This window comes from Acinetobacter sp. ANC_7504 (assembly GCF_056779995.1).
In genome coordinates, this window is the sequence record NZ_JBWYIZ010000001.1 from 647,994 (window position 1) to 666,780 (window position 18,787).

Here is an 18,787-nt window from a genome sequence, read left to right on the forward strand (position 1 = left end):
CAATTTCAAGGAAGAATAAAAATAATGTGAATTGAGGTAATAGCAATTGCCATTTGAACGAATGCTGGATAAAGAGCCACAGCAGTTTGAAGTACTCCTCAGGATGATGGGGTATGTGATGATCGCGATTCTTGTTGTGATCTATTATTTCACTTCACAAAACCAAAATTATCAGATTTTATACCCTCTATTTATTTTCTTGCTGATTCTATTGGCACCCCGAATTTCACACAGTATCCAATATCGTTATGGTAGTAAAACCAGACGTTTTGCGTTCTTTATTATTGATGTTGTTGTTGTAGCTACCGCCTTAGCAGCAGTGCATTTAAGTTTGTTGCCAACATTTGTTTTCCTGTTTGGATTGGTGTTTACCGCCGTTAATAATAAAATTTCGATGATGGTGAGTTCGATTGCAATTTTAGTTGCGATCATTGTTTTTTATATTTGTACAATTTTTATTTTTGGTTTTGAAGATTATTTCCAGCAAACTTCAATCGAATTGTCCGTAGTCTCGTGTATATGTGCGATTCTTTTTGTGAATTTTGCTAATTATTATCAGAATCGACGTGTAAAAAAATTAGATGTTCAACGTCAAACTTATTTTAAAGAAATGAATCGATATATTGAGTTATCGAATCAGTTAAGCCGCTATGCACCAATTCAATTGTGGCAATCAATCATGCGTGGTGAAACTGAAGCGAAACTTGAATATAAACGAAAAAAAATTACGATTTTTTTCTCTGACATTCAGGGATTTACTGAGCTTTCAGAGACTCTTATTCCAGATGACTTAGCTTTTGTTTTGAATGACTATCTGAGCCATATGACTGAAATTGCCAAGCAATATGGTGGAACAATTGACAAGTTTATGGGAGACGCGATTCTCATTTTCTTTGGAGATCCAGGTTCGCAAGGGGTTGAGCAGGATGCCAAAAATTGCATCGATATGGCGATGGCAATGCGTCAACAAATGAAATTTTTGCGTGAACGCTGGGTGAAAATGGGATACTCAGCACTGCATATACGTATGGGCATTAGTACAGGTTATTGTCACGTTGGTAACTATGGCGCAGTTCATCGAATGGCATATACCATTGTTGGGCGGGATGCAAATTTAGCTGCAAGACTTCAAAATGCTGCAGAAATTGATGAAATTTTAATCTCGGATGAGACTTATAAGTTAGTTAAAAACTATTATCTTTGTGCACCTCAGGAACCTATAGAGCTGAAAGGGATTCATGGTTCAATTAAAAGTTGGCAGGTCATGGAAAAATATAGCACCAAGCAAACCCATCAACATTGGTTTGATTACGAGTACAAAGGGTTTCAACTGGTGCTGAATATGGAAGAAGTACAAAATTACGAATATGCTGAATTAATCGCAGTTTTAGAAAAAATGATTGAACGTATTAAACTTCAGCAGGATTTAACCAACTCTTCTGGTATTGTGAAGTTAAAATTATCTGATGAAGTAAAATATCTAAATTAGGATTTTATATCTACATAAATAAAAAGGTCACTTAAGTGACCTTTTTTATATGGTTTTACAAATGATTAATGATTTTCAGAAGCATGGTTAATCGTGTACTTCGGAATTTCAACTTCTAAATCATCATTTTCAATTTTTACTTGGCAAGAAAGACGTGAATCTGGCTCTAGACCCCAAGCACGATCGAGTAAATCTGCTTCTACATCATTCATTTCTTCAAGACCATCAAAACCTTTACGAACAATGACATGGCAGGTCGTGCAAGCTGCAGACATATCACAAGCATGTTCAATTTTAATACCATTTTTTAGAAGGCTTTCGCAAAGATTGGCATTTTGCTCAACTTCAAACTCAGCACCTTCAGGGCAAATTTGCGCATGTGGAAGAACTTTAATACGTGGCATAAATTTTTACCTATGTTTAGTTTGAGTTTGACCAATCGTCAAGCTTAGTGCCTTTGAGAGCATGATCAATATGTTGATTCATTCGTTTTGCAGCAAATGCATCACTATGAACTTTTAACGCAGTAACAGCAGCTTCAATTGCTTCAATATCAGAAGTTTCAAGTTGTTGAGCCAAATGAGTTTGTGCAGAAATTAAATCCTGAGCTTCCTGTTCAGTCAAGAGTTTAATATCAGCTTTAAGCGCTTGAGAAAGAGCTTCAAGTTCTCGTTGAGCTTCAACTTTAGTTTCATGTAAATGACGAAGGGCTTTATCTTCTGCTGCAAATTTAAAACCATCAACCAGTAGGCGCTCCATATCAGTATCAGATAAACCGTATGATGGTTTAATATCAATCTGAGCTGAGACGTTAGATGTTGTTTCACGAGCAGATACCGATAAGAGACCGTCAGCATCGACTTGATAAGTCACTTCAATGCGTGCTTGACCAGCAGTCATCGGTGGAATGCCGCGTAAAACAAAACGTCCGAGACTACGGCAATGTTCTACTAAATCGCGCTCACCTTGGACAACATGGATTAACATCGCAGTTTGACCATCTTGATACGTGGTGAACTCTTGACGACGAGCGACAGGAATTGCAGTATTGCGTGAAATTAATCGCTCTACTAGTCCACCCATGGTTTCAATACCAAGTGATAATGGTGTTACATCAAGTAGTAGAGAACCATCTGTACTATTACCAATTAATTGGTTGGCAGTAATTGCAGCACCGATTGCAACGACTTCATCTGGATTAATGGTACACAGGGGTTCTTGACTAAATACTTCTGCTACAGCTTTTTGTACCGCATAAGAGCGAGTAGAGCCACCTACTAAAACGACATTTTTTATATCGTCTAATTTCAATTTAGCGTCACGTAATACTCGTTTGCACACTGAAATCGTTTTATCTAGAGCAACTTTAATGATGCTTTCAAACGTTGAACGATCCAAAGTTAATTCGTTTTCTAAAAGCTGAAGATTAACTTGATCTTGGTCCGATAAAGCTTCTTTCGCTTTACGTGCTGCAACAAGGAAGTGTGCATACTCGTTATCATCTAAGGTCTCGATATTGAGTGATTTTTTAGCCCACTTGACGATAAGACGATCTAAATCATCGCCTCCAAGTGCAGTGTGTCCACCTGTAGCGAGTACCTCAAATACACCCTGTGAGAAACGTAGGATGGAGACGTCGAAAGTACCACCACCTAAGTCGTAAATCACATAATTTTGATCTGTACTTAAATTTGTTGCTTGATCTAAACCATACGCTACAGCTGCTGCTGTAGGTTCGTTTAATAATCTCAGTACGTTTAAACCAGCGAGCTGTGCAGCGTCTCGTGTTGCTTGACGTTGTGCTTCATCAAAATAGGCAGGTACTGTAATGACAGCACCATTTATGGGATTTTTTAAACTTGCTTCAGCACGATCTTTTAGATTTATTAGAATTTCAGCAGAAATTTCGACAGGTGTTTTACGACCTTGCGCTGTTTCAAAAGCAGGCATCTGATTGTCTTCACCCACCAATTGATATGGGTGTTGAAATTTAATATCAGCTTTTGAGCGTCCCATAAAACGTTTTACAGAGACAATAGTATTCTGTGGGTCACGAGTTATAAACGGTTTTGCGTCATTGCCGAGCACAGTAGAGTTTTCAGCATAATGTACGATAGAAGGAAGTAACACTTGACCTTGTTCATCGTTTAGAACTTTAGGTTTGCCAGAAAGCACAGTTGCTACAAGAGAGTGGGTCGTACCTAAATCAATACCAATAGCAATGCGATGTTCATGTGGCGCACTTGATTGTCCAGGTTCAGCAATTTGCAAGAGTGCCATGTGTTAAATCCCTTGAAAATAAAACAAAAAAATAAAATTAGAATTCGTCATCTAAGTCAAAATCTTCATCATCGAGAATACGATCTTCAGCTTGATGTATATCATTCATCACTTTTTGGAAGAAACGTAATTTTCGAACAGTATCGCGAGACTCAGCCCAATCTTCAGCTTCATAGTCTATTTTGAATTCGCGAACTAAACCATCAATCCATTGTTGCACTTCAGTTTTTAAAGATGAAAGTTGTTCAGAACTTTGAGCTTCATCTAACTGTTCACGAATTTCTAATGCAGATTGTAAAAATTCGAAATCATTGATGGATTGATCTAAATGATAGTCTTGTTTTTTGAGTGTAAGTAAATATCCAGCACGGCTGTCAACTTGAGATAAAACTTTATAAGCTTGATTGATTTCGCTAGATTTGATCAAGGCTTGGTCTTTATTTTCAGCTTTATCTGGATGATATTGTTGCTGCAATTTTAGAAAGTTAGCTTTCAAAGTTGCTAAATCAATATCGAGTGCTACAGGGAGATTAAACAACTCAAAATGATTCATGGATTGGAAATTCCAAAATAGTGAAAAATAAAAGTGGGCGCTGAATAGAATTAAAACAGTGCAGGGCACTGTTTTAATCAGGTAAAAAGAGAATGATTATCTTAAACAGTGAAAGATTCACCACAACCACATTCACCTTTTTTGTTTGGGTTGTTGAATTCAAAACCTTCGTTTAGACCATTTTTAACATAGTCCATTTCCATACCTTCTAGATAAACAAGGCTCTTCGGATCAACGAAAACTTTAACCCCAAACTGTTCAAAGACTTGATCATGTTCGTCAACTTCATCAACGAATTCGAGAACATAAGCCAATCCAGAACAACCTGAAGTTTTCACACCAACGCGAATACCTTCACCCTTACCGCGATTCAATAAATAATTGCTGATATGAGTTGCAGCATTTTCAGTTAAATTGATCATGAAAACTCCATTCAATCATCAAGCGCTAAATTAAGCTTTCGCTTTTTTGCTACGGTAGTCTTCTACAGCAGCTTTAATTGCATCTTCTGCAAGTACAGAGCAGTGTACTTTTACAGGAGGAAGCGCAAGTTCATTTGCAATATCAATATTCTTGATTTGCTGTGCTTGGTCTAAAGTTTTACCTTTTAGCCATTCAGTTACAAGTGAACTTGAAGCAATTGCAGAACCACATCCGTAAGTTTTGAAGCGAGCTTCTTCAATTACACCATTCTCATCCACTTGGATTTGAAGACGCATAACGTCACCACAAGCTGGTGCACCGACCATACCTGTACCTACGTTTTCTGCGTTTTTATCTAAAACACCAACATTACGAGGATTTTCGTAATGATCAATCACTTTTTCGCTATAAGCCATGATGCGTCTCCAAACCTCAGGGTCGGCTGATAATATTTAATATGGGTGCATCTTATTAAATTTCAATATTTAAGCTTAATAAGATGCATGTGTTTGGTTTAAATTAGTGTTCTGTCCATTCAACTTTCGACAGATCAATCCCTTCTTTGTACATATCCCAAAGTGGAGAAAGGTCACGTAATTTTTCTACAGCAGCTTTTGTCACTTCTAGTACGTGATCAATGTCTTCTTCAGTCGTATATTTACCAAAACTGAAGCGAATTGAACTGTGTGCTAACTCATCAGATAAGCCTAATGCACGAAGAACATAAGAAGGTTCTAATGTTGCAGAAGTACAAGCTGAACCAGATGAAACAGCAGCATCTTTAAGTGACATCATTAAAGATTCACCCTCAACGAAGTTAAAACTTACGTTTAAGTAGTTTGCTACGTTTTGAGTCGGATGACCATTTAAGAAAACTTGTTCAAGATCTTGTAGACCATTCCAAAGTTTGTCACGTAGAGTGCGTAAGCGAGTTTGTTCAGCAACTAGGTTTTTACCTGCAAGTTCAAATGCTTCACCCATACCAACGATTTGGTGAGTTGCAAGCGTACCAGAACGCATACCGCGCTCATGACCACCACCATGCATTTGAGCTTTAAGACGCACACGTGGACTACGACGTACGTAAAGTGCACCGATACCTTTAGGGCCATAAATTTTGTGAGCAGAGAAACTCATTAAATCAATTTTCATGGTTGATAAATCGATTTCAACTTTACCGGCAGCTTGAGCGGCATCTACGTGGAAATATGTCTTATTCGCACGAGTTAATTCACCAATAGCGGCAACATCAGTCACAGTGCCAATTTCATTATTGACCATCATTAATGAAACAAGAATTGTATCTGGACGTAAAGCAGCTTGAACCATTTCAGGAGTAATTAGACCTGTTTGAGCTTCTGGTTCAAGATAGGTAATTTCAAAGCCTTCTTGTTCTAATTCACGGCAAGTATCTAAAATTGCTTTATGTTCAATTTTACTCGTAATGATGTGTTTGCCTTTTGAAGCGTAGAACTGTGCAACACCTTTCAGTGCAAGGTTGTCAGATTCTGTAGCGCCAGATGTCCAAACGATTTCGCGTGGATCTGCTTTTACAAGATTTGCAACTTGCTCACGAGCGTATTCAACTTTTTCTTCAGCTTGCCAACCATATGCGTGCGAACGTGATGCAGGGTTACCAAAAGTCCCATCGAATGTAAGGCATTCCATCATGCGCTCAGCAACTTGTGGGTCGACTGGAGTCGTTGCAGCATAATCAAGATAAATTGGACGTTTCATGTCAAATACCTGTAACCGATAAAAGGGCTGAATCTAATGGAGCTGTATTCTGGCGGATCGCAACAGTTTGAACGTTATCGCGAGCAACTAAATCAGCAAGAGAGATTTTAGCTAAGTAATCGGCAATGTGGAGGGAGAGTTCTTGCCATAAATCGTGAGTTAGACACATTGCGCCATTTTGGCAGTTACCTTTGTGGTCACAACGTGTTGCATCAACAGTTTCGTTTACAGCTTCAATAATTTCTAAGACCGTAATATCAGAAGCATTACGCGCTAAATGGTATCCACCATTAGCACCACGTACACTCGAAACCAAGCCATGACGCTTTAATTTAGCAAATAGTTGTTCTAAATAAGCCACAGAAATAGTTTGGCGAGTAGCAATTTCTGCCAAAGTAATGGTTTGTTCAGTCGGCTGCAAAGCTAGATCAAGTAATGCAGTCACTGCGTAGCGACCGCGAGTGGTTAAGCGCATGATTCGATACACGTGTAAAAGGCTAGATGATGAAATTTTATGAATTCCGACTAATTTAGTCAAGTATTTTTTCTAAAAACCAACTAAATTAATCGGAATTAAATATGGCGAGGATTCAAACAGATAAAACTTTATTATTTTAATAAATATTCAATAAATTATACACGATTAAAGCCACGAATAGAACCGAAACTATCCCGAATGCAATGTTGATACGTTTTTGGTTGGATTGCATGCGACGAATACGATTTTTATATTGTTTTACCTCTACTTGAAGTGTATTGATTTTAGATCTTTGTAAGTCAATTTTTTCAAGTAATGGTGCAATGCGTTTTCTCGAAGCCTTTGTATCTTGGTCTTCAGAAGCTGTTGTTAACCAATTTTTCCAATCTGCAAGTAATTTCGGTGTTGAGAGATGCAATGCTAAATCTCTGAATTCGTCTTTAAGGGTTTGATCACCTTCAATACGCATTTTTTTCAAACTTCTGCGGTTTGCAAACCCGAAAATTTGAATGATATCGACTAAAGTACTACTTACCTTGAGGTCAGGTTCTTTTTCTGGCGCTTGAAGGTCAAATAAGATGCCTTTATCCGTAAATTGGATATAAAAGTCAAAATAGGGGATATAGCTATTCATTTTAATTGTAATTTGTTGTTCTACAAATTTTTTTGCTTGAAGGCGAACAACACGGTCATGTTTCAAGACGAAAGAATAGAATGTCTCTAAAACTAACATAACAATGTTAAGCAACAAACGGGTATGACCTTGTTGTTGTTGCGATTCACTCATAAATAAATCCTATTCAAATTTAATAAATCTAAAAAGTTCTATTAACACAAACTTAAATTAAGTCTAAGATTACATCATTTATCATTGCTTTGTAGAACAGTTTTGAACAAGGTTCAATAGCGATATTTGATATTATCAATGTATTTTATGCACGAATAGTCAGTTTAGAGGCTAAAATATACAGGAGTGTAACGGTGGATCAAGATGTAAATAACAATAAAGAACAGGAATTAATGGACAACTCACAACCTGCAAACTCACGTAAAACAAAGTATCAACGTAAGTCCACACTTGATTTTCGTAAATATACTAAACAAATTTGGCTTGCTGGTTTAGGTGCTTTTTCTCGCGCAGAGGAAGAAGGTAATAAAATGTTTGACTCTTTAGTCAAAGTTGGTGAAGAGCTTGAATCTAAAACGGTTGAATTTACTGATCAAACAGTAAACAAAGTTGCGGAAAAAACTAAAGAGTCTGTTACGGATAAAAAAGATAAGGTGGAAAAACTTTTAGATCACGGGGTGAGTACTTCGCTTAATCGTATTGGGCTCGTCTCAACTAAAGATGTACAACATCTTGAGAATATGATTTTAGATATTCACCAGAAATTAGATGTGCTCATTGCTGAAAATCAAGCTTTACGAGCTAAACTCGAAAAAAAATGATGGATTTAGAGATAAAACTGTAATTTTGGTATTTTTTGTCGCTTATTTTGATCAAAACAGGTCGAGCAGTATTGCGTTTCCCCCCAAAGCATTGCTATAAAGTCGTCATGGCCTTTTAAAATACAAGCCTTGGATTTTAAACAAACGATATAAGAGGACGTAATCTTCATGAATAAATCAGAATTGATTGATGCAATTGCAGAGAAAGGGGGATTGTCTAAGACTGATGCTGGTAAGGCATTGGACGCGACTATTGCTTCTATTGGCGAAGCGCTGAAAAAAGGTGACTCTGTTACTTTAGTAGGATTTGGTACTTTCAGCGTTAAAGATCGTGCTGCACGCACTGGTCGTAACCCGAAAACTGGCGAAGAATTACAAATTAAAGCAAGCAAAGTTCCTAGCTTTAAAGCTGGTAAAGGTTTAAAAGATTCTGTAGCTTAATTCTTATTAAGTCCAAAACGCGCCGACTTGGCGCGTTTTTTATTAAAAAGAAAATTTATGGCTTCATCTGATATATTCGGTTTAGATTATCAGTTAGAATCGCTTTGAAATAAAATATTGGAATACCTATGGAATCGTTTCGTAAACTCATTAAAGGGTGGCTCGGCAAAGTCCTTCTAGTATTATTTTTGACACCATTGGCATTGGTCGGTATTGAAGGCTATTTCGGTGGCGGAAACAAAGATGGGATTGCTAAAACCGTTAATGATTTAGAAATTTCTAATAAAGAGCTAGAAGTTCAAACGAAGAATTATAAAGATCAATTCTTACAAATGGTTCAAGGTGATGAATCACTTCTGAATCAATCGTATATTGAACAAATGGCTCTAGATAGTTTAATTGATCGTGCTTTATTGGTTCAGCAGGCTGAAAAGTTAGGCATCAGTTTAAGTGATGCTCAGATTGAACAAATGATTGCTCAACAGCCAAGTCTGCAGGTTGATGGTAAATTTTCACAACAAGCTTATGAAAACTATCTTCGATCAATTAATATGACGAGCCAGGGTCTAATCCAAAATTTAAGACAAGATCATGCGCTTCAAATGTTAGTTTCAAGCATTCGTGATAATTCTTTGGTAAGCCAAAGTGATATTCAGCAAATCGCAAATCTACAAGGTGAGCAACGTACGTTATTTATGTCATCTGTAAAATTGGATGATTACAAAACGTCTGTAAAAATAACTGATGCTGAAGTCGCTGATTATTATGAAAAACATAAAGTGCTGTTTAAGCAACCTGCCTCAGTTGATCTTGATTATGTATTGGTAACGCCTGCTATGGTAGCAAATGCCACAACAACTGTTACAGATGCAGAATTAAAACAAGCTTATGATCAATATGTAACTCAACAAAATAAAAATGCCAAAGTTGAAGTCCAACATATTTTGATTACAACAGATAATCGTACTGCGCTTGAGGCTGAAAAAATAGCCAATGATGTCTATGCAAAAATTCAATCAGGATTATCTTTTGCAGAGGCTGCTCAACAGTATTCTGAAGATTCTAGTTCCAAAGATAATGCGGGTCGAGTTGATGGTTATGAAGCCGGTGTATTTGGTGATGCTTTTGATAATGCAGTTCAAGCTTCAAAAGGTACGATTACTAAGCCAGTAAAAACCGATTTTGGTGTACATATTATTCAAGCTAAAGCTGCTCAAGTGAATGTTGCTAGTTTTGAGTCTGAAAAAGCACGTCTTGAGGCTGATTTATTAAAATCTAAAAATGCCAATGCTTATTCTGATCTAGTAAATGGTTTGAATGAGCTCGTTGTAAGTAGCGATGCATTAGATGTAGTCCCTCAGGAATTAAAATCGGCTAAATTGGTTACTGCGAATAATGTAACTCTTGCCACTCAAAATACAGTCCTAGCGGATCCTGCTGTAAAAGCTAAGATCTTTAGTCAAGATGTAAAAAATGGTGATCGTAACGCGACCAGCAATATACAATTGGCGAATGGTGATACAGTTTGGTTGAAAGTTCGTGAATACCGTGAAGCTGGTGTTCAACCTTTATCAGTAGCCAAAGCGAAGGTTAAGGAAAAGCTGTTGAATCAAAAGGCATATGAAGCTGCTCAAGCAAAAGTTGCTGCAATGTTAAAGGATTTTAAAACACTACCTTCACAGCAGGTTTTAACTAAGCATCAGCAATCTTTCGTAAATGCTGGTGTTTTTACTCGTTCTCAAGGTCTTAAACGAGAAATTGAACGTGCTGCATTTAGTGTGCCTGCACCTAAAGCAGGAATGTGGTCTGTGACTACAGCTCAATTACCAAATGAAATGGTAATTATCGGTGTGGCTGAGGTAAAAAAAACATCTATGGATTCGATTTCGGCTGAAGAAAAACAGCAGCTTGCACAGCTTTATCAAAACTATCGTGGTACACAATTACTTAAAGATTACACTGAGTATTTAAAGTCAGTTGCAAAAATCAAGTAACTCACCAGTAATTCTATCTTCATAAAAAAAAGCACTTCGGTGCTTTTTTTTTGCTATGATTTATTCAATTCGATTAATTCAAATAAGTATTACGATATTGGCTTGGACTGCATAGATAATGTTTTTTGAAGGCTTGACTAAATGCAGTCTCTGATGAATAACCAACTTTGTGTGCGATTTGTTGGATTGAAAGCTGGCTCAAGCGTAAAAGTTGACTGGCTAATCTTAAACGGTGTTTCTGTAAGTATGCTAATGGTGTTTCATTCACCATATTTTGAAATAAATGAGCGAATTTTGAACGTGACATAAAGCAAGTTTCTGCCAATGATTCTACAGTCCAGTTTCGTTCTGGTTGGCTGTGAATCGCTGAAAATGCAGGGCTCAATTCTGGGTGAGTAAGTGCATTTAACCAGTTATTCTGATCTGTAAGCGTGGAAATGTAATCTCTCACGCATTCGATTAACATAATACTCACCACGTGATCCATAATCTTATGGCGACCAGGTCGGTTCATCTTGGTTTCATCAGCCACGAAATAAAGCCCGATCCTTAACCACTCCGGCTCTCTAGCATTCAGTGCATTGTTTAAATGGATATAAGTGGGTAAGGCTTGAATCAATGGTCCACCCATAATACTGTCCATGTTAGATCGTATACTGAAGATGAGAGATTTCTCAGATTTATCATCTTCGTCACCGAGGATAATTTCATCATCTCTTAAACCTTTAAATAAATGTTCTATTTGAGTAATGTTGACTAATCTTTGTTCTTGATGGCTATAGGCTTGATGTGACATTCCAGAAGGAATAATTGCCATATCTCCAGCTTTTAAGTGTAGCTGTTCGCCATTTTGAAATTTAAAAAAGGCTTCACCGTATAATAAAATATAGGTAATCATGGCTGTTTGATGACTTAACTCAAAAGCCCATTTACCTTGTGCTTGAAGGTAGAGATATTCCGTATTTTTGAGGTGAATATCTTCAAAAACTTGACTGAGGGCATCCATGTTTTTCGTATATTCCCTATACGCTTACAATTGCTGAATCTTAACATGTGTAAAGATTTATATAATGTATTTTAGCTTCAAAATCGTTGTGGAAATACGACTCAATAGCTTTTTTGGACGATTACGACTGTATTTGAAATTTGAAATGAACAAAGATAAAAATAAGAAATAGAAAAGGAAAATGGCAAGTGAATGCAAAGGTAAAAGTTGAAGAGTTATTGAGTCAGAACCCGATAGCGCAAGGCTTACAACTGGATAAGAAGCGTTACTTATGGTTGCTTAGTCCAGCACTACCTGTATTAGGGATGGGCTTTTTGGCTGGATATCAATACGGACCTAAAGCAACTAAAAAATTGTTTGCATTAGGTGGACCTTTATTATTACACGTAATTATTCCCACCATTGATGCTTTGGTCGGTACTGATGAGAATAATCCGAGTGATGAGCAGATCAAAAAATTAGTCAGTGATCCTTACTATGATCGTATAGTAAAAATGTTTGTTCCTTTACAATATGCAGCCAATTTTTTTGCTGGGTACGTGGTCTCTCGTAAAGAAACCCCATTGTTGGATCAGTTGTTGATTGGTTGTACTATGGGGTTGATCAACGGTATTGGTGTGAATACTGCCCATGAACTATGCCATCGACCGAAGCGTGCAGATCATTATTGGTCACACGTGACACTAGCACCACTTGGATACAATCATTTCCGTATTGAGCACCCATATGGGCATCATAAGCGCGCAGCTACTCCAGAAGATCCAGCGACCTCTAAGATGGGTGAGACCTTTTATGAGTTTCTTCCAAGAACCATTAGCGGTGGCTTGAAGTCAGCAATACAGATTGAAAAACATCGATTAAATCGTAAGGGTGAGTCGTTCTTTTCACTGAAAAATGAGCTATTTCACGGCGCAGCCATTAGTGCAACTTTTCACGCAACGATGCTAAAACTGTATGGTAAGAAAATTTTACCATTCTTAGCCATTCAGTCACTTTATGGTGTGACTTTATTCGAAATGGTCAACTATCTTGAGCACTATGGCTTATTGCGAGAAAAGAAGGAGGATGGAAGTTACTCGCGCACTATGCCTGAACATAGTTGGAATAATAATAACATCACAACCAATCTATTCTTATACCAGTTGCAGCGCCATTCGGATCATCATGCTTATCCGACACGACCATTCCAAGCATTGAGAAACTTTGAAGAAGCGCCAGTGTTGCCAAGTGGATATGCGACGATGTTGATCCCAGTTTTAATACCTAAGTTATGGTTTAAAATTATGGATAAGCGCGTATTTGACCATTATGGTGGCGATTTAAATAAAGCCAATATTCATCCAAAACGACGAGCAAAAATTTTTAAAAAATTTGGTGTTATTGATAAATTATTGGGCTAACACTCAAAAATAAAAAAACCGACCATGGGTCGGTTTTTTTATAATACTTTTAACATGCGTATTTCGCATGCATCACTATGTCCAGTATTTCCTAATGGGTGTTGTAGATGTTGAAAACCTAATTTTTCATATAATTTTACAGCCTGCCAGAGAGATGCTGTGGTTTCGAGATAAATTTGCGTGTAACCCTGATCTCGTGCAAATTGGATACATTTTTCTAGAATTTGTTTTGCAAAACCCAAACCTCGTATTGAGGGCATAAAATACATTTTTTGTATCTCTAGGGTGTTTTCGTGGCCCAGCAAAGGTGCAATGCCCCCACCACCAAAGACCTCGTGTTGGTCATTGCTAATAACCCAATATATGGAGTGAGGTTTTGTATAAACGTCATAGAGTTGATCTAGAATTGGATCTGCTACTGCGAAGCCTGATTCAGCAGCGAGAGCAAACTCCACAGAGACTTCACGAATGATTTTTGCAATATGGGGATTATCTTGGGGTTGAATAGTTCGAATAAAGTACATAATCGATGAAACTTAGTAAATCTTCACAGAGTATATCTAAGTTTCATCGGAGTTGAGTTTAATTCAACGTGATTTATTTCAATTCGCTTGATGATTTTCCAAGTTCACGGCGCGCAACAATAAGCTGTTGAATTTGTTGTGTACCCTCGAAGATATCTAGTATTTTGGAATCACGCGCCCATTTTTCCAACAACTCATCTTCGGTATAGCCTACACTTGTAGCAAGTTCGACACACTTCAATGTAATTTCATTACAAATTCGTCCAGCTTTCGCTTTTGCAATTGAAGCTTCACGCGAGTTAGGCTTTTTATTGTCAGCCATCCATGCAGCTTTTAGGGTTAATAAACGAGCAGCTTCCCATTCTGCTTCCATACGATAAATCTGAGCTGCAATATTTGAGGATTGAAGGTAGGGGGTGGCATATTCAGCATCTAGTTGGTCTTTAAAAATTTCCTTGATACGCTCTAAAGACGCTTTAGAGCACCCAACTGCCATTGCGGCCACAAGAGGGCGTGTATTATCAAAAGTTTCCATGACGCCAGCGAAACCTTTTGCAACATCGATTTCAGCATTACCTAATAAATTTGCAGCAGGGACACGACAATCGATAAAGCGAATGACAGCAGTATCTGAAGCTTTAATTCCGAGTTTATGTTCAAGACGTTCAACGGTCATGCCAGGCGTGCCTTTAGGAACAACAAATGATTTGATTGCTGCACGCCCAAGTTTTTTATCGAGTGTTGCCCAAACCACGACTGAATCAGCTCGTTCACCAGAAGTGACGAAAATTTTCTCGCCATTTAAAATATAATCATCACCATCTTTAGTCGCTGTGGTGCGTATTGCTGCAGAATCAGATCCACAGCCTGGCTCGGTAATTGCCATCGCAGCCCAAGTTCCTTTGAAGCGTTCAAGTTGCTCTTCATTGGCTACAGCAGCAATTGCAGAGTTACCTAATCCTTGGCGAGGCATGGTAAGTAATAAACCAGTATCGCCATAACACATCTCAATTACACCCAAAGCAGTAGACATGTTCACGCCATTTTTGTTGCCTTGAGTCGTATCTCCACGTTTATTGACGGCAGCGCCAGCATTCATGCCATCGCCACCTTCATTCATACCATCCAATAGGGATGCTAACATGTCGAGTTCTTTGGGATAAGCATGTTCAGCTTTATCATATTTGCGTGAAATAGGGCGAAGCACGTTTAACGCTGTCTGATGAGCTTGATCAACAAGCATTTTAAATTTTTTCGGATTTTCTAAATTCATCATCTTTGTCCTTAAATTTTTATTATTTGATTAAGCATGTAAACCAGAATGCATAATGGCAGTAGCACGCAAATCCCGATACCAACGTTCAACTGGATGTTCTTTGGTAAAGCCATGTCCACCTAAGAGTTGTACGCCATCAGTGCCAATTTTCATTGATTTTTCTGCACACAAAATTCGTGCTAAGTATGCTTCACGATGGAAACATAAACCTGATTCTGCGCGGCTTGCAGCATTCAAAACCAACATTTTCATAGCATCAATTTCAATAGCCATATCCGCGATCATAAATGCAACACTTTGACGGTGGGATATTGGTTCACCAAATGCAGTGCGTTCATTGGCATACTGAATGCAATATTGTTTAACCGCTTGGCATGTACCCACTGCCATTGCACACCACATTAAATTGCCCAGATCAATGAACGCTGAATAATCAAAATCTTGCTCATTTAGTTTAAATGCTGGTGTGTTGTTAAATTTTAGGCTCACAGATTGGGTTGCTTTCAGCCCCATTGCTGGATTTGCTTTATATGAAATCGTTTCATTTCGCTCAACAATGAAAACCTGAGCTGTTCCATCTAAATCTGCGGAAACCAATAAAAGATCTGCCTGCTCACCTAGAATAACGATAGTTTTTTCACCATTAATGACAAAATGATCGCCTTGGCGTGTCGCTTTTGTTTTTAATTGGAAAGGGTTGAAAGCAGGTGTATTTTCCTGAACAGCAAAAGTTGCAAATAGATCATCTTGTTCGCTAAATGCCGACAAATACTTATTTTGAATCTCTGCTGAACCCCACTGTGTAATTGCATTAATGACTGAGAACGTGGAGAGTAATGTAGCTGTTAATGAGAAGTCACCTTGTGCAAGTTGCTCTGCGATCAGCACATTTGTAACCACATTCTTTTCTGAAGCAACGCCGCCGTATTGTTCAGGCAATGCATAATAATTGACACCTAAATCTTTAAATTGAGCCCATAAGTTTTCTGGAAAAGTAGCTTGGTGGTCGGCTGTATGTGCTAGGGGGTAGAGAACTTCATGAGCAAATTGTTGCATCGCATCAACAGTCATCTGTTGTTCTTCAGAAAGGCTGAGATCAAATAACCCTTTTTGCTGATTGGATAAACGTTGAGTCGGAGTATTTGATTTTTGTTTAAAAATTTTCTGTGTAGAGCCCAAGGTTTTAAATCCAGCCTTAGAACCTTGATAAAGCGAGCGTTCGATAATTTTTCTTAGTTTTAATTGATCGATTAAATCACTGCCTGCGAGCTTAGTGATCAAGGCTAAGCCTAAACCTTGCGCTTTGTTTGCGATATCATTCATTGTTGTAAATTCCCTGATGGTTTTGTTATACAACAAGATCGTGACATGTGTTTAGTGAAATGACTATGTCGAAAATGACTAGCTTAAAAGACTTTTTTGACCAAACAGATAAATGGTAATTGAATAGGTATTCTAATGAAATTTAAGATATATTCTTTTTAGTAATTAAATTTTTTATTTAATAAATTGACCATAGTGACACGATAGATCACTATGGTCTTTGTTCCTTAAACATATGATTGGATCATTTTGCGCACATTTGTTTTTGCTTCGATCACAGTCATGAATGTATATGCACCTATGAACTTACGACTGATGAACATAAATTCTTTCGGTGGAACTGAAAAATAGCGCGATGCCATCGACTTGGATGCTCGTTGCATCACACGGCTATGCAGTTGGCTTTGTTTCCAATCATAGCGCTGCTGTTCATCCATAATGCCTGTTGGTAGGTCTGGATTATTGCTATAAGTACTAAAAGCTTCAGTAGCTAGAAGGAACACTTTTGCCATGTCAGGTTTAATGCTTAATGGCATTGCATCGAAAAACTCATAACCTGTCATAGCATTGACCATGGCTTGAGCATCATGATGATAGCCCGCGGTAATTAAATTACGAGCTACCTTGAGGAGTTGATCATCAAATTGACGGATCGCACCGAAGTCTAAAAGAATGATTTTATCTTCAATTTGCACGCCGTCACCTAAGCGTACTAGGTAGTTACCAAAGTTAGGATCAGTCTGCATCTCGCCCCATTCAAACACTTCACGAACGGCAATTTCAAGCGATGCTTCACCTAATTTGTTGCGACGTTCCTGAGGGAGTGAAAGCATGACTGGGCTATTAATCGGAACACCACGCTCAAAAGTCATACAAAGCACTCGATCTGTACAATATTGATCAATAATTTGTGGAACAACATAACGCGGATCATCTTTTAAACGCGCTCTAAAACGACGTGTTGTTTCAGCTTCAATTTTGTAATTTACTTCACGGTGCATCATTTCGCGAACCTCATCAAACCATTGATCAAATTCACGAGTTTGAGGAACCATGCGTGTAAGTTTGAGCATGTTCTTAAACAAGCTCATATCTGAGTCAATTGCGCTTGCTACACCGGGATATTGAACTTTGAGCACCAATTCAAGACCATCAGACTTACGTGTTGCACGGTGAACCTGTGCTAATGATGCGGTGCCTAAAGGCTCATGATCAATAGTGAGATCATCGAGTTTAGAGCCAAGTTGGTTGCGCAGTTGCTCATGGATCGCAGGCCACGCGAGGGCAACGGTCTGATTATTTAAAGTGTTTAAAGCTTGCGTGATCTCTTCAGGTAGAAAATGCTCACCATATAACGCCATCATTTGACCAATTTTGACGATAGAGCCTTTTAATTTACCGATTTCAGCAACGAGATAGTCAGCTTGTTCTTTCATCGCTTGTTTACGTTTTTTTTCTTTTTCTTCTTCGCTTGAAAAAATAGAACTCGCACTTGAAGCAGCCCAGCGTGTGCCAGCCAGTAGAGAAGCTTTCGCAATCGAAAGACGGCGATCCATTGAAGAAGTTTTTAATTGTTTAAGCTTTTCATTCTGATCTGACATGAAGTTTAGGTCCTTTAAGCGAATCGCGCAGAGAAATCATTGTATTGAATATTACATGTTATGAACGTATTAAAATAGTTCAAGTATTTCAATATCAGGTGTATAAATGGTCAATTTATTCAAACTGAAATAGCCTAAGCTTTTTAAAGTCGATATTTAACTGGGAGTTGAGCTCGATTAGACAGAGGCACGCGATACTCAGAGATGAATAACTTCATTAAGTTGACAACAGTTTCATGAATAAATCCAAGGGCATATGCTTTGATAATAATGACGCTAGGTAAGCTGAAGACAAAATATTTAACATCATCCAAACTTGGATTTTCAAAAACTTGATGATCCATCAAAAATTGCTTAAGAAATTGTTTTTCTGTTGTGACACGAGGGGAAGAATCATCACTCCAGTAATTTTGACGGATTGCCATTAAATTATTGTGTTTATAACTCATACTTTAACTTTTGAAATTCACTTTAACTTTTATTAGTTTGAGTCTAAATTTTCTTTTTCAAGTCTGGTGAGCTTTTCGAGAGTCAAAAAAAAGCGGGCAAAGCCCGCTTTTTTTAACAGTTAATTAAACTGCTACGATGTCAACAGCGTTAGGACCTTTAGGACCTTGAGTTACGCTGAATTCAACTTGTTGGCCTTCAGCCAAAGTTTTAAAGCCTGAACCTTTGATTTCGCTAAAGTGAGCAAAAACGTCAGGACCGTTTTCTTGTTGGATGAAACCGAAACCTTTAGTTTCGTTGAACCATTTAACTGTACCTTTAACAGTATTAGACATAATAGGAATCCTAATAAAACTTTAATGTTAT

20 protein-coding genes are annotated in these 18,787 nt (G+C 37.8%); 5 read left to right on the forward strand and 15 right to left on the reverse strand.

Annotation, left to right across the window (positions count from 1 at the left end; translation table 11 throughout):
• The first annotated feature begins 46 nt into the window (after positions 1 to 46).
• Positions 47 to 1,489, forward strand: a complete 1,443-nt coding sequence (locus AC1M9F_RS03135) for an adenylate/guanylate cyclase domain-containing protein (RefSeq protein WP_481597030.1) — start codon at positions 47 to 49, stop codon at positions 1,487 to 1,489.
• Positions 1,490 to 1,554: 65 nt separating this feature from the next.
• Here AC1M9F_RS03135 and fdx read toward each other — a convergent pair whose 3' ends face one another.
• The 8 genes from fdx to AC1M9F_RS03175 all read right to left on the reverse strand — a co-directional run bounded on the left by fdx (position 1,555) and on the right by AC1M9F_RS03175 (position 7,747).
• The gene (gene fdx, locus AC1M9F_RS03140) at positions 1,555 to 1,893 is read right to left on the reverse strand and encodes an ISC system 2Fe-2S type ferredoxin (protein WP_035263630.1); all 339 of its coding nucleotides are present in this window, start codon (positions 1,891 to 1,893) and stop codon (positions 1,555 to 1,557) included.
• Between the two features lie 16 nt (positions 1,894 to 1,909).
• A complete protein-coding gene (gene hscA / locus AC1M9F_RS03145; RefSeq protein ID WP_481597031.1) occupies positions 1,910 to 3,769 on the reverse strand; it encodes a Fe-S protein assembly chaperone HscA in 1,860 nt (619 codons plus the stop codon).
• A gap of 37 nt (positions 3,770 to 3,806) precedes the next feature.
• The gene (gene hscB / locus AC1M9F_RS03150) at positions 3,807 to 4,322 is read right to left on the reverse strand and encodes a Fe-S protein assembly co-chaperone HscB (RefSeq protein ID WP_092766335.1); all 516 of its coding nucleotides are present in this window, start codon (positions 4,320 to 4,322) and stop codon (positions 3,807 to 3,809) included.
• Between the two features lie 101 nt (positions 4,323 to 4,423).
• Positions 4,424 to 4,744, reverse strand: coding sequence for an iron-sulfur cluster assembly protein IscA (gene iscA / locus AC1M9F_RS03155; RefSeq protein WP_035263624.1), 321 nt, complete (start codon positions 4,742 to 4,744; stop codon positions 4,424 to 4,426).
• A 30-nt stretch (positions 4,745 to 4,774) separates the two neighbouring features.
• The gene (iscU, locus tag AC1M9F_RS03160; RefSeq protein WP_035263622.1) at positions 4,775 to 5,161 is read right to left on the reverse strand and encodes a Fe-S cluster assembly scaffold IscU; all 387 of its coding nucleotides are present in this window, start codon (positions 5,159 to 5,161) and stop codon (positions 4,775 to 4,777) included.
• A 103-nt stretch (positions 5,162 to 5,264) separates the two neighbouring features.
• Positions 5,265 to 6,482, reverse strand: coding sequence for an IscS subfamily cysteine desulfurase (locus AC1M9F_RS03165; RefSeq protein WP_035263620.1), 1,218 nt, complete (start codon positions 6,480 to 6,482; stop codon positions 5,265 to 5,267).
• Position 6,483: 1 nt separating this feature from the next.
• Positions 6,484 to 6,957 carry an Rrf2 family transcriptional regulator gene (locus tag AC1M9F_RS03170; RefSeq protein ID WP_035263618.1) on the reverse strand — a complete coding sequence of 158 codons (474 nt, stop codon included), beginning with the start codon at positions 6,955 to 6,957 and terminating at the stop codon, positions 6,484 to 6,486.
• Positions 6,958 to 7,096: 139 nt separating this feature from the next.
• On the reverse strand, positions 7,097 to 7,747 hold the full coding sequence (locus tag AC1M9F_RS03175; protein WP_481591030.1) for a hypothetical protein: 651 nt from the start codon (positions 7,745 to 7,747) through the stop codon (positions 7,097 to 7,099).
• A 233-nt stretch (positions 7,748 to 7,980) separates the two neighbouring features.
• Here AC1M9F_RS03175 and AC1M9F_RS03180 point away from each other — a divergent pair, with 233 nt between their 5' ends.
• The 3 genes from AC1M9F_RS03180 (at position 7,981) to AC1M9F_RS03190 (ending at position 10,844) form a co-directional block, all read left to right on the forward strand.
• A complete protein-coding gene (locus tag AC1M9F_RS03180) occupies positions 7,981 to 8,409 on the forward strand; it encodes a phasin family protein (RefSeq protein ID WP_481591128.1) in 429 nt (142 codons plus the stop codon).
• Between the two features lie 168 nt (positions 8,410 to 8,577).
• On the forward strand, positions 8,578 to 8,850 hold the full coding sequence (locus AC1M9F_RS03185) for an HU family DNA-binding protein (protein WP_035263613.1): 273 nt from the start codon (positions 8,578 to 8,580) through the stop codon (positions 8,848 to 8,850).
• A 128-nt stretch (positions 8,851 to 8,978) separates the two neighbouring features.
• The gene (locus AC1M9F_RS03190) at positions 8,979 to 10,844 is read left to right on the forward strand and encodes a SurA N-terminal domain-containing protein (RefSeq protein WP_481597032.1); all 1,866 of its coding nucleotides are present in this window, start codon (positions 8,979 to 8,981) and stop codon (positions 10,842 to 10,844) included.
• Positions 10,845 to 10,917: 73 nt separating this feature from the next.
• Here AC1M9F_RS03190 and AC1M9F_RS03195 read toward each other — a convergent pair whose 3' ends face one another.
• Positions 10,918 to 11,850, reverse strand: coding sequence for an AraC family transcriptional regulator (locus tag AC1M9F_RS03195; protein WP_179998072.1), 933 nt, complete (start codon positions 11,848 to 11,850; stop codon positions 10,918 to 10,920).
• A 188-nt stretch (positions 11,851 to 12,038) separates the two neighbouring features.
• Here AC1M9F_RS03195 and AC1M9F_RS03200 point away from each other — a divergent pair, with 188 nt between their 5' ends.
• Positions 12,039 to 13,250: an alkane 1-monooxygenase gene (locus AC1M9F_RS03200; RefSeq protein WP_035263607.1), complete on the forward strand. Its 1,212-nt coding sequence runs from the start codon at positions 12,039 to 12,041 to the stop codon at positions 13,248 to 13,250.
• A 38-nt stretch (positions 13,251 to 13,288) separates the two neighbouring features.
• On the opposite strand, the gene AC1M9F_RS03205 is transcribed toward AC1M9F_RS03200, so the two are convergent.
• The 6 genes from AC1M9F_RS03205 to AC1M9F_RS03230 all read right to left on the reverse strand — a co-directional run bounded on the left by AC1M9F_RS03205 (position 13,289) and on the right by AC1M9F_RS03230 (position 18,756).
• Complete coding sequence (locus AC1M9F_RS03205; RefSeq protein WP_180027823.1) at positions 13,289 to 13,774, reverse strand: GNAT family N-acetyltransferase; 486 nt, start codon at positions 13,772 to 13,774, stop codon at positions 13,289 to 13,291.
• A gap of 73 nt (positions 13,775 to 13,847) precedes the next feature.
• Positions 13,848 to 15,047, reverse strand: coding sequence for an acyl-CoA dehydrogenase family protein (locus AC1M9F_RS03210; protein WP_481597033.1), 1,200 nt, complete (start codon positions 15,045 to 15,047; stop codon positions 13,848 to 13,850).
• 30 nt (positions 15,048 to 15,077) lie between these two features.
• On the reverse strand, positions 15,078 to 16,373 hold the full coding sequence (locus AC1M9F_RS03215; RefSeq protein ID WP_481597034.1) for an acyl-CoA dehydrogenase family protein: 1,296 nt from the start codon (positions 16,371 to 16,373) through the stop codon (positions 15,078 to 15,080).
• 227 nt (positions 16,374 to 16,600) lie between these two features.
• The gene (locus tag AC1M9F_RS03220) at positions 16,601 to 17,974 is read right to left on the reverse strand and encodes an ABC1 kinase family protein (protein ID WP_481597035.1); all 1,374 of its coding nucleotides are present in this window, start codon (positions 17,972 to 17,974) and stop codon (positions 16,601 to 16,603) included.
• Positions 17,975 to 18,117: 143 nt separating this feature from the next.
• A complete protein-coding gene (locus tag AC1M9F_RS03225; RefSeq protein WP_481595328.1) occupies positions 18,118 to 18,423 on the reverse strand; it encodes a hypothetical protein in 306 nt (101 codons plus the stop codon).
• Between the two features lie 123 nt (positions 18,424 to 18,546).
• The gene (locus AC1M9F_RS03230) at positions 18,547 to 18,756 is read right to left on the reverse strand and encodes a cold-shock protein (RefSeq protein ID WP_035263597.1); all 210 of its coding nucleotides are present in this window, start codon (positions 18,754 to 18,756) and stop codon (positions 18,547 to 18,549) included.
• Positions 18,757 to 18,787 lie beyond the last annotated feature (31 nt).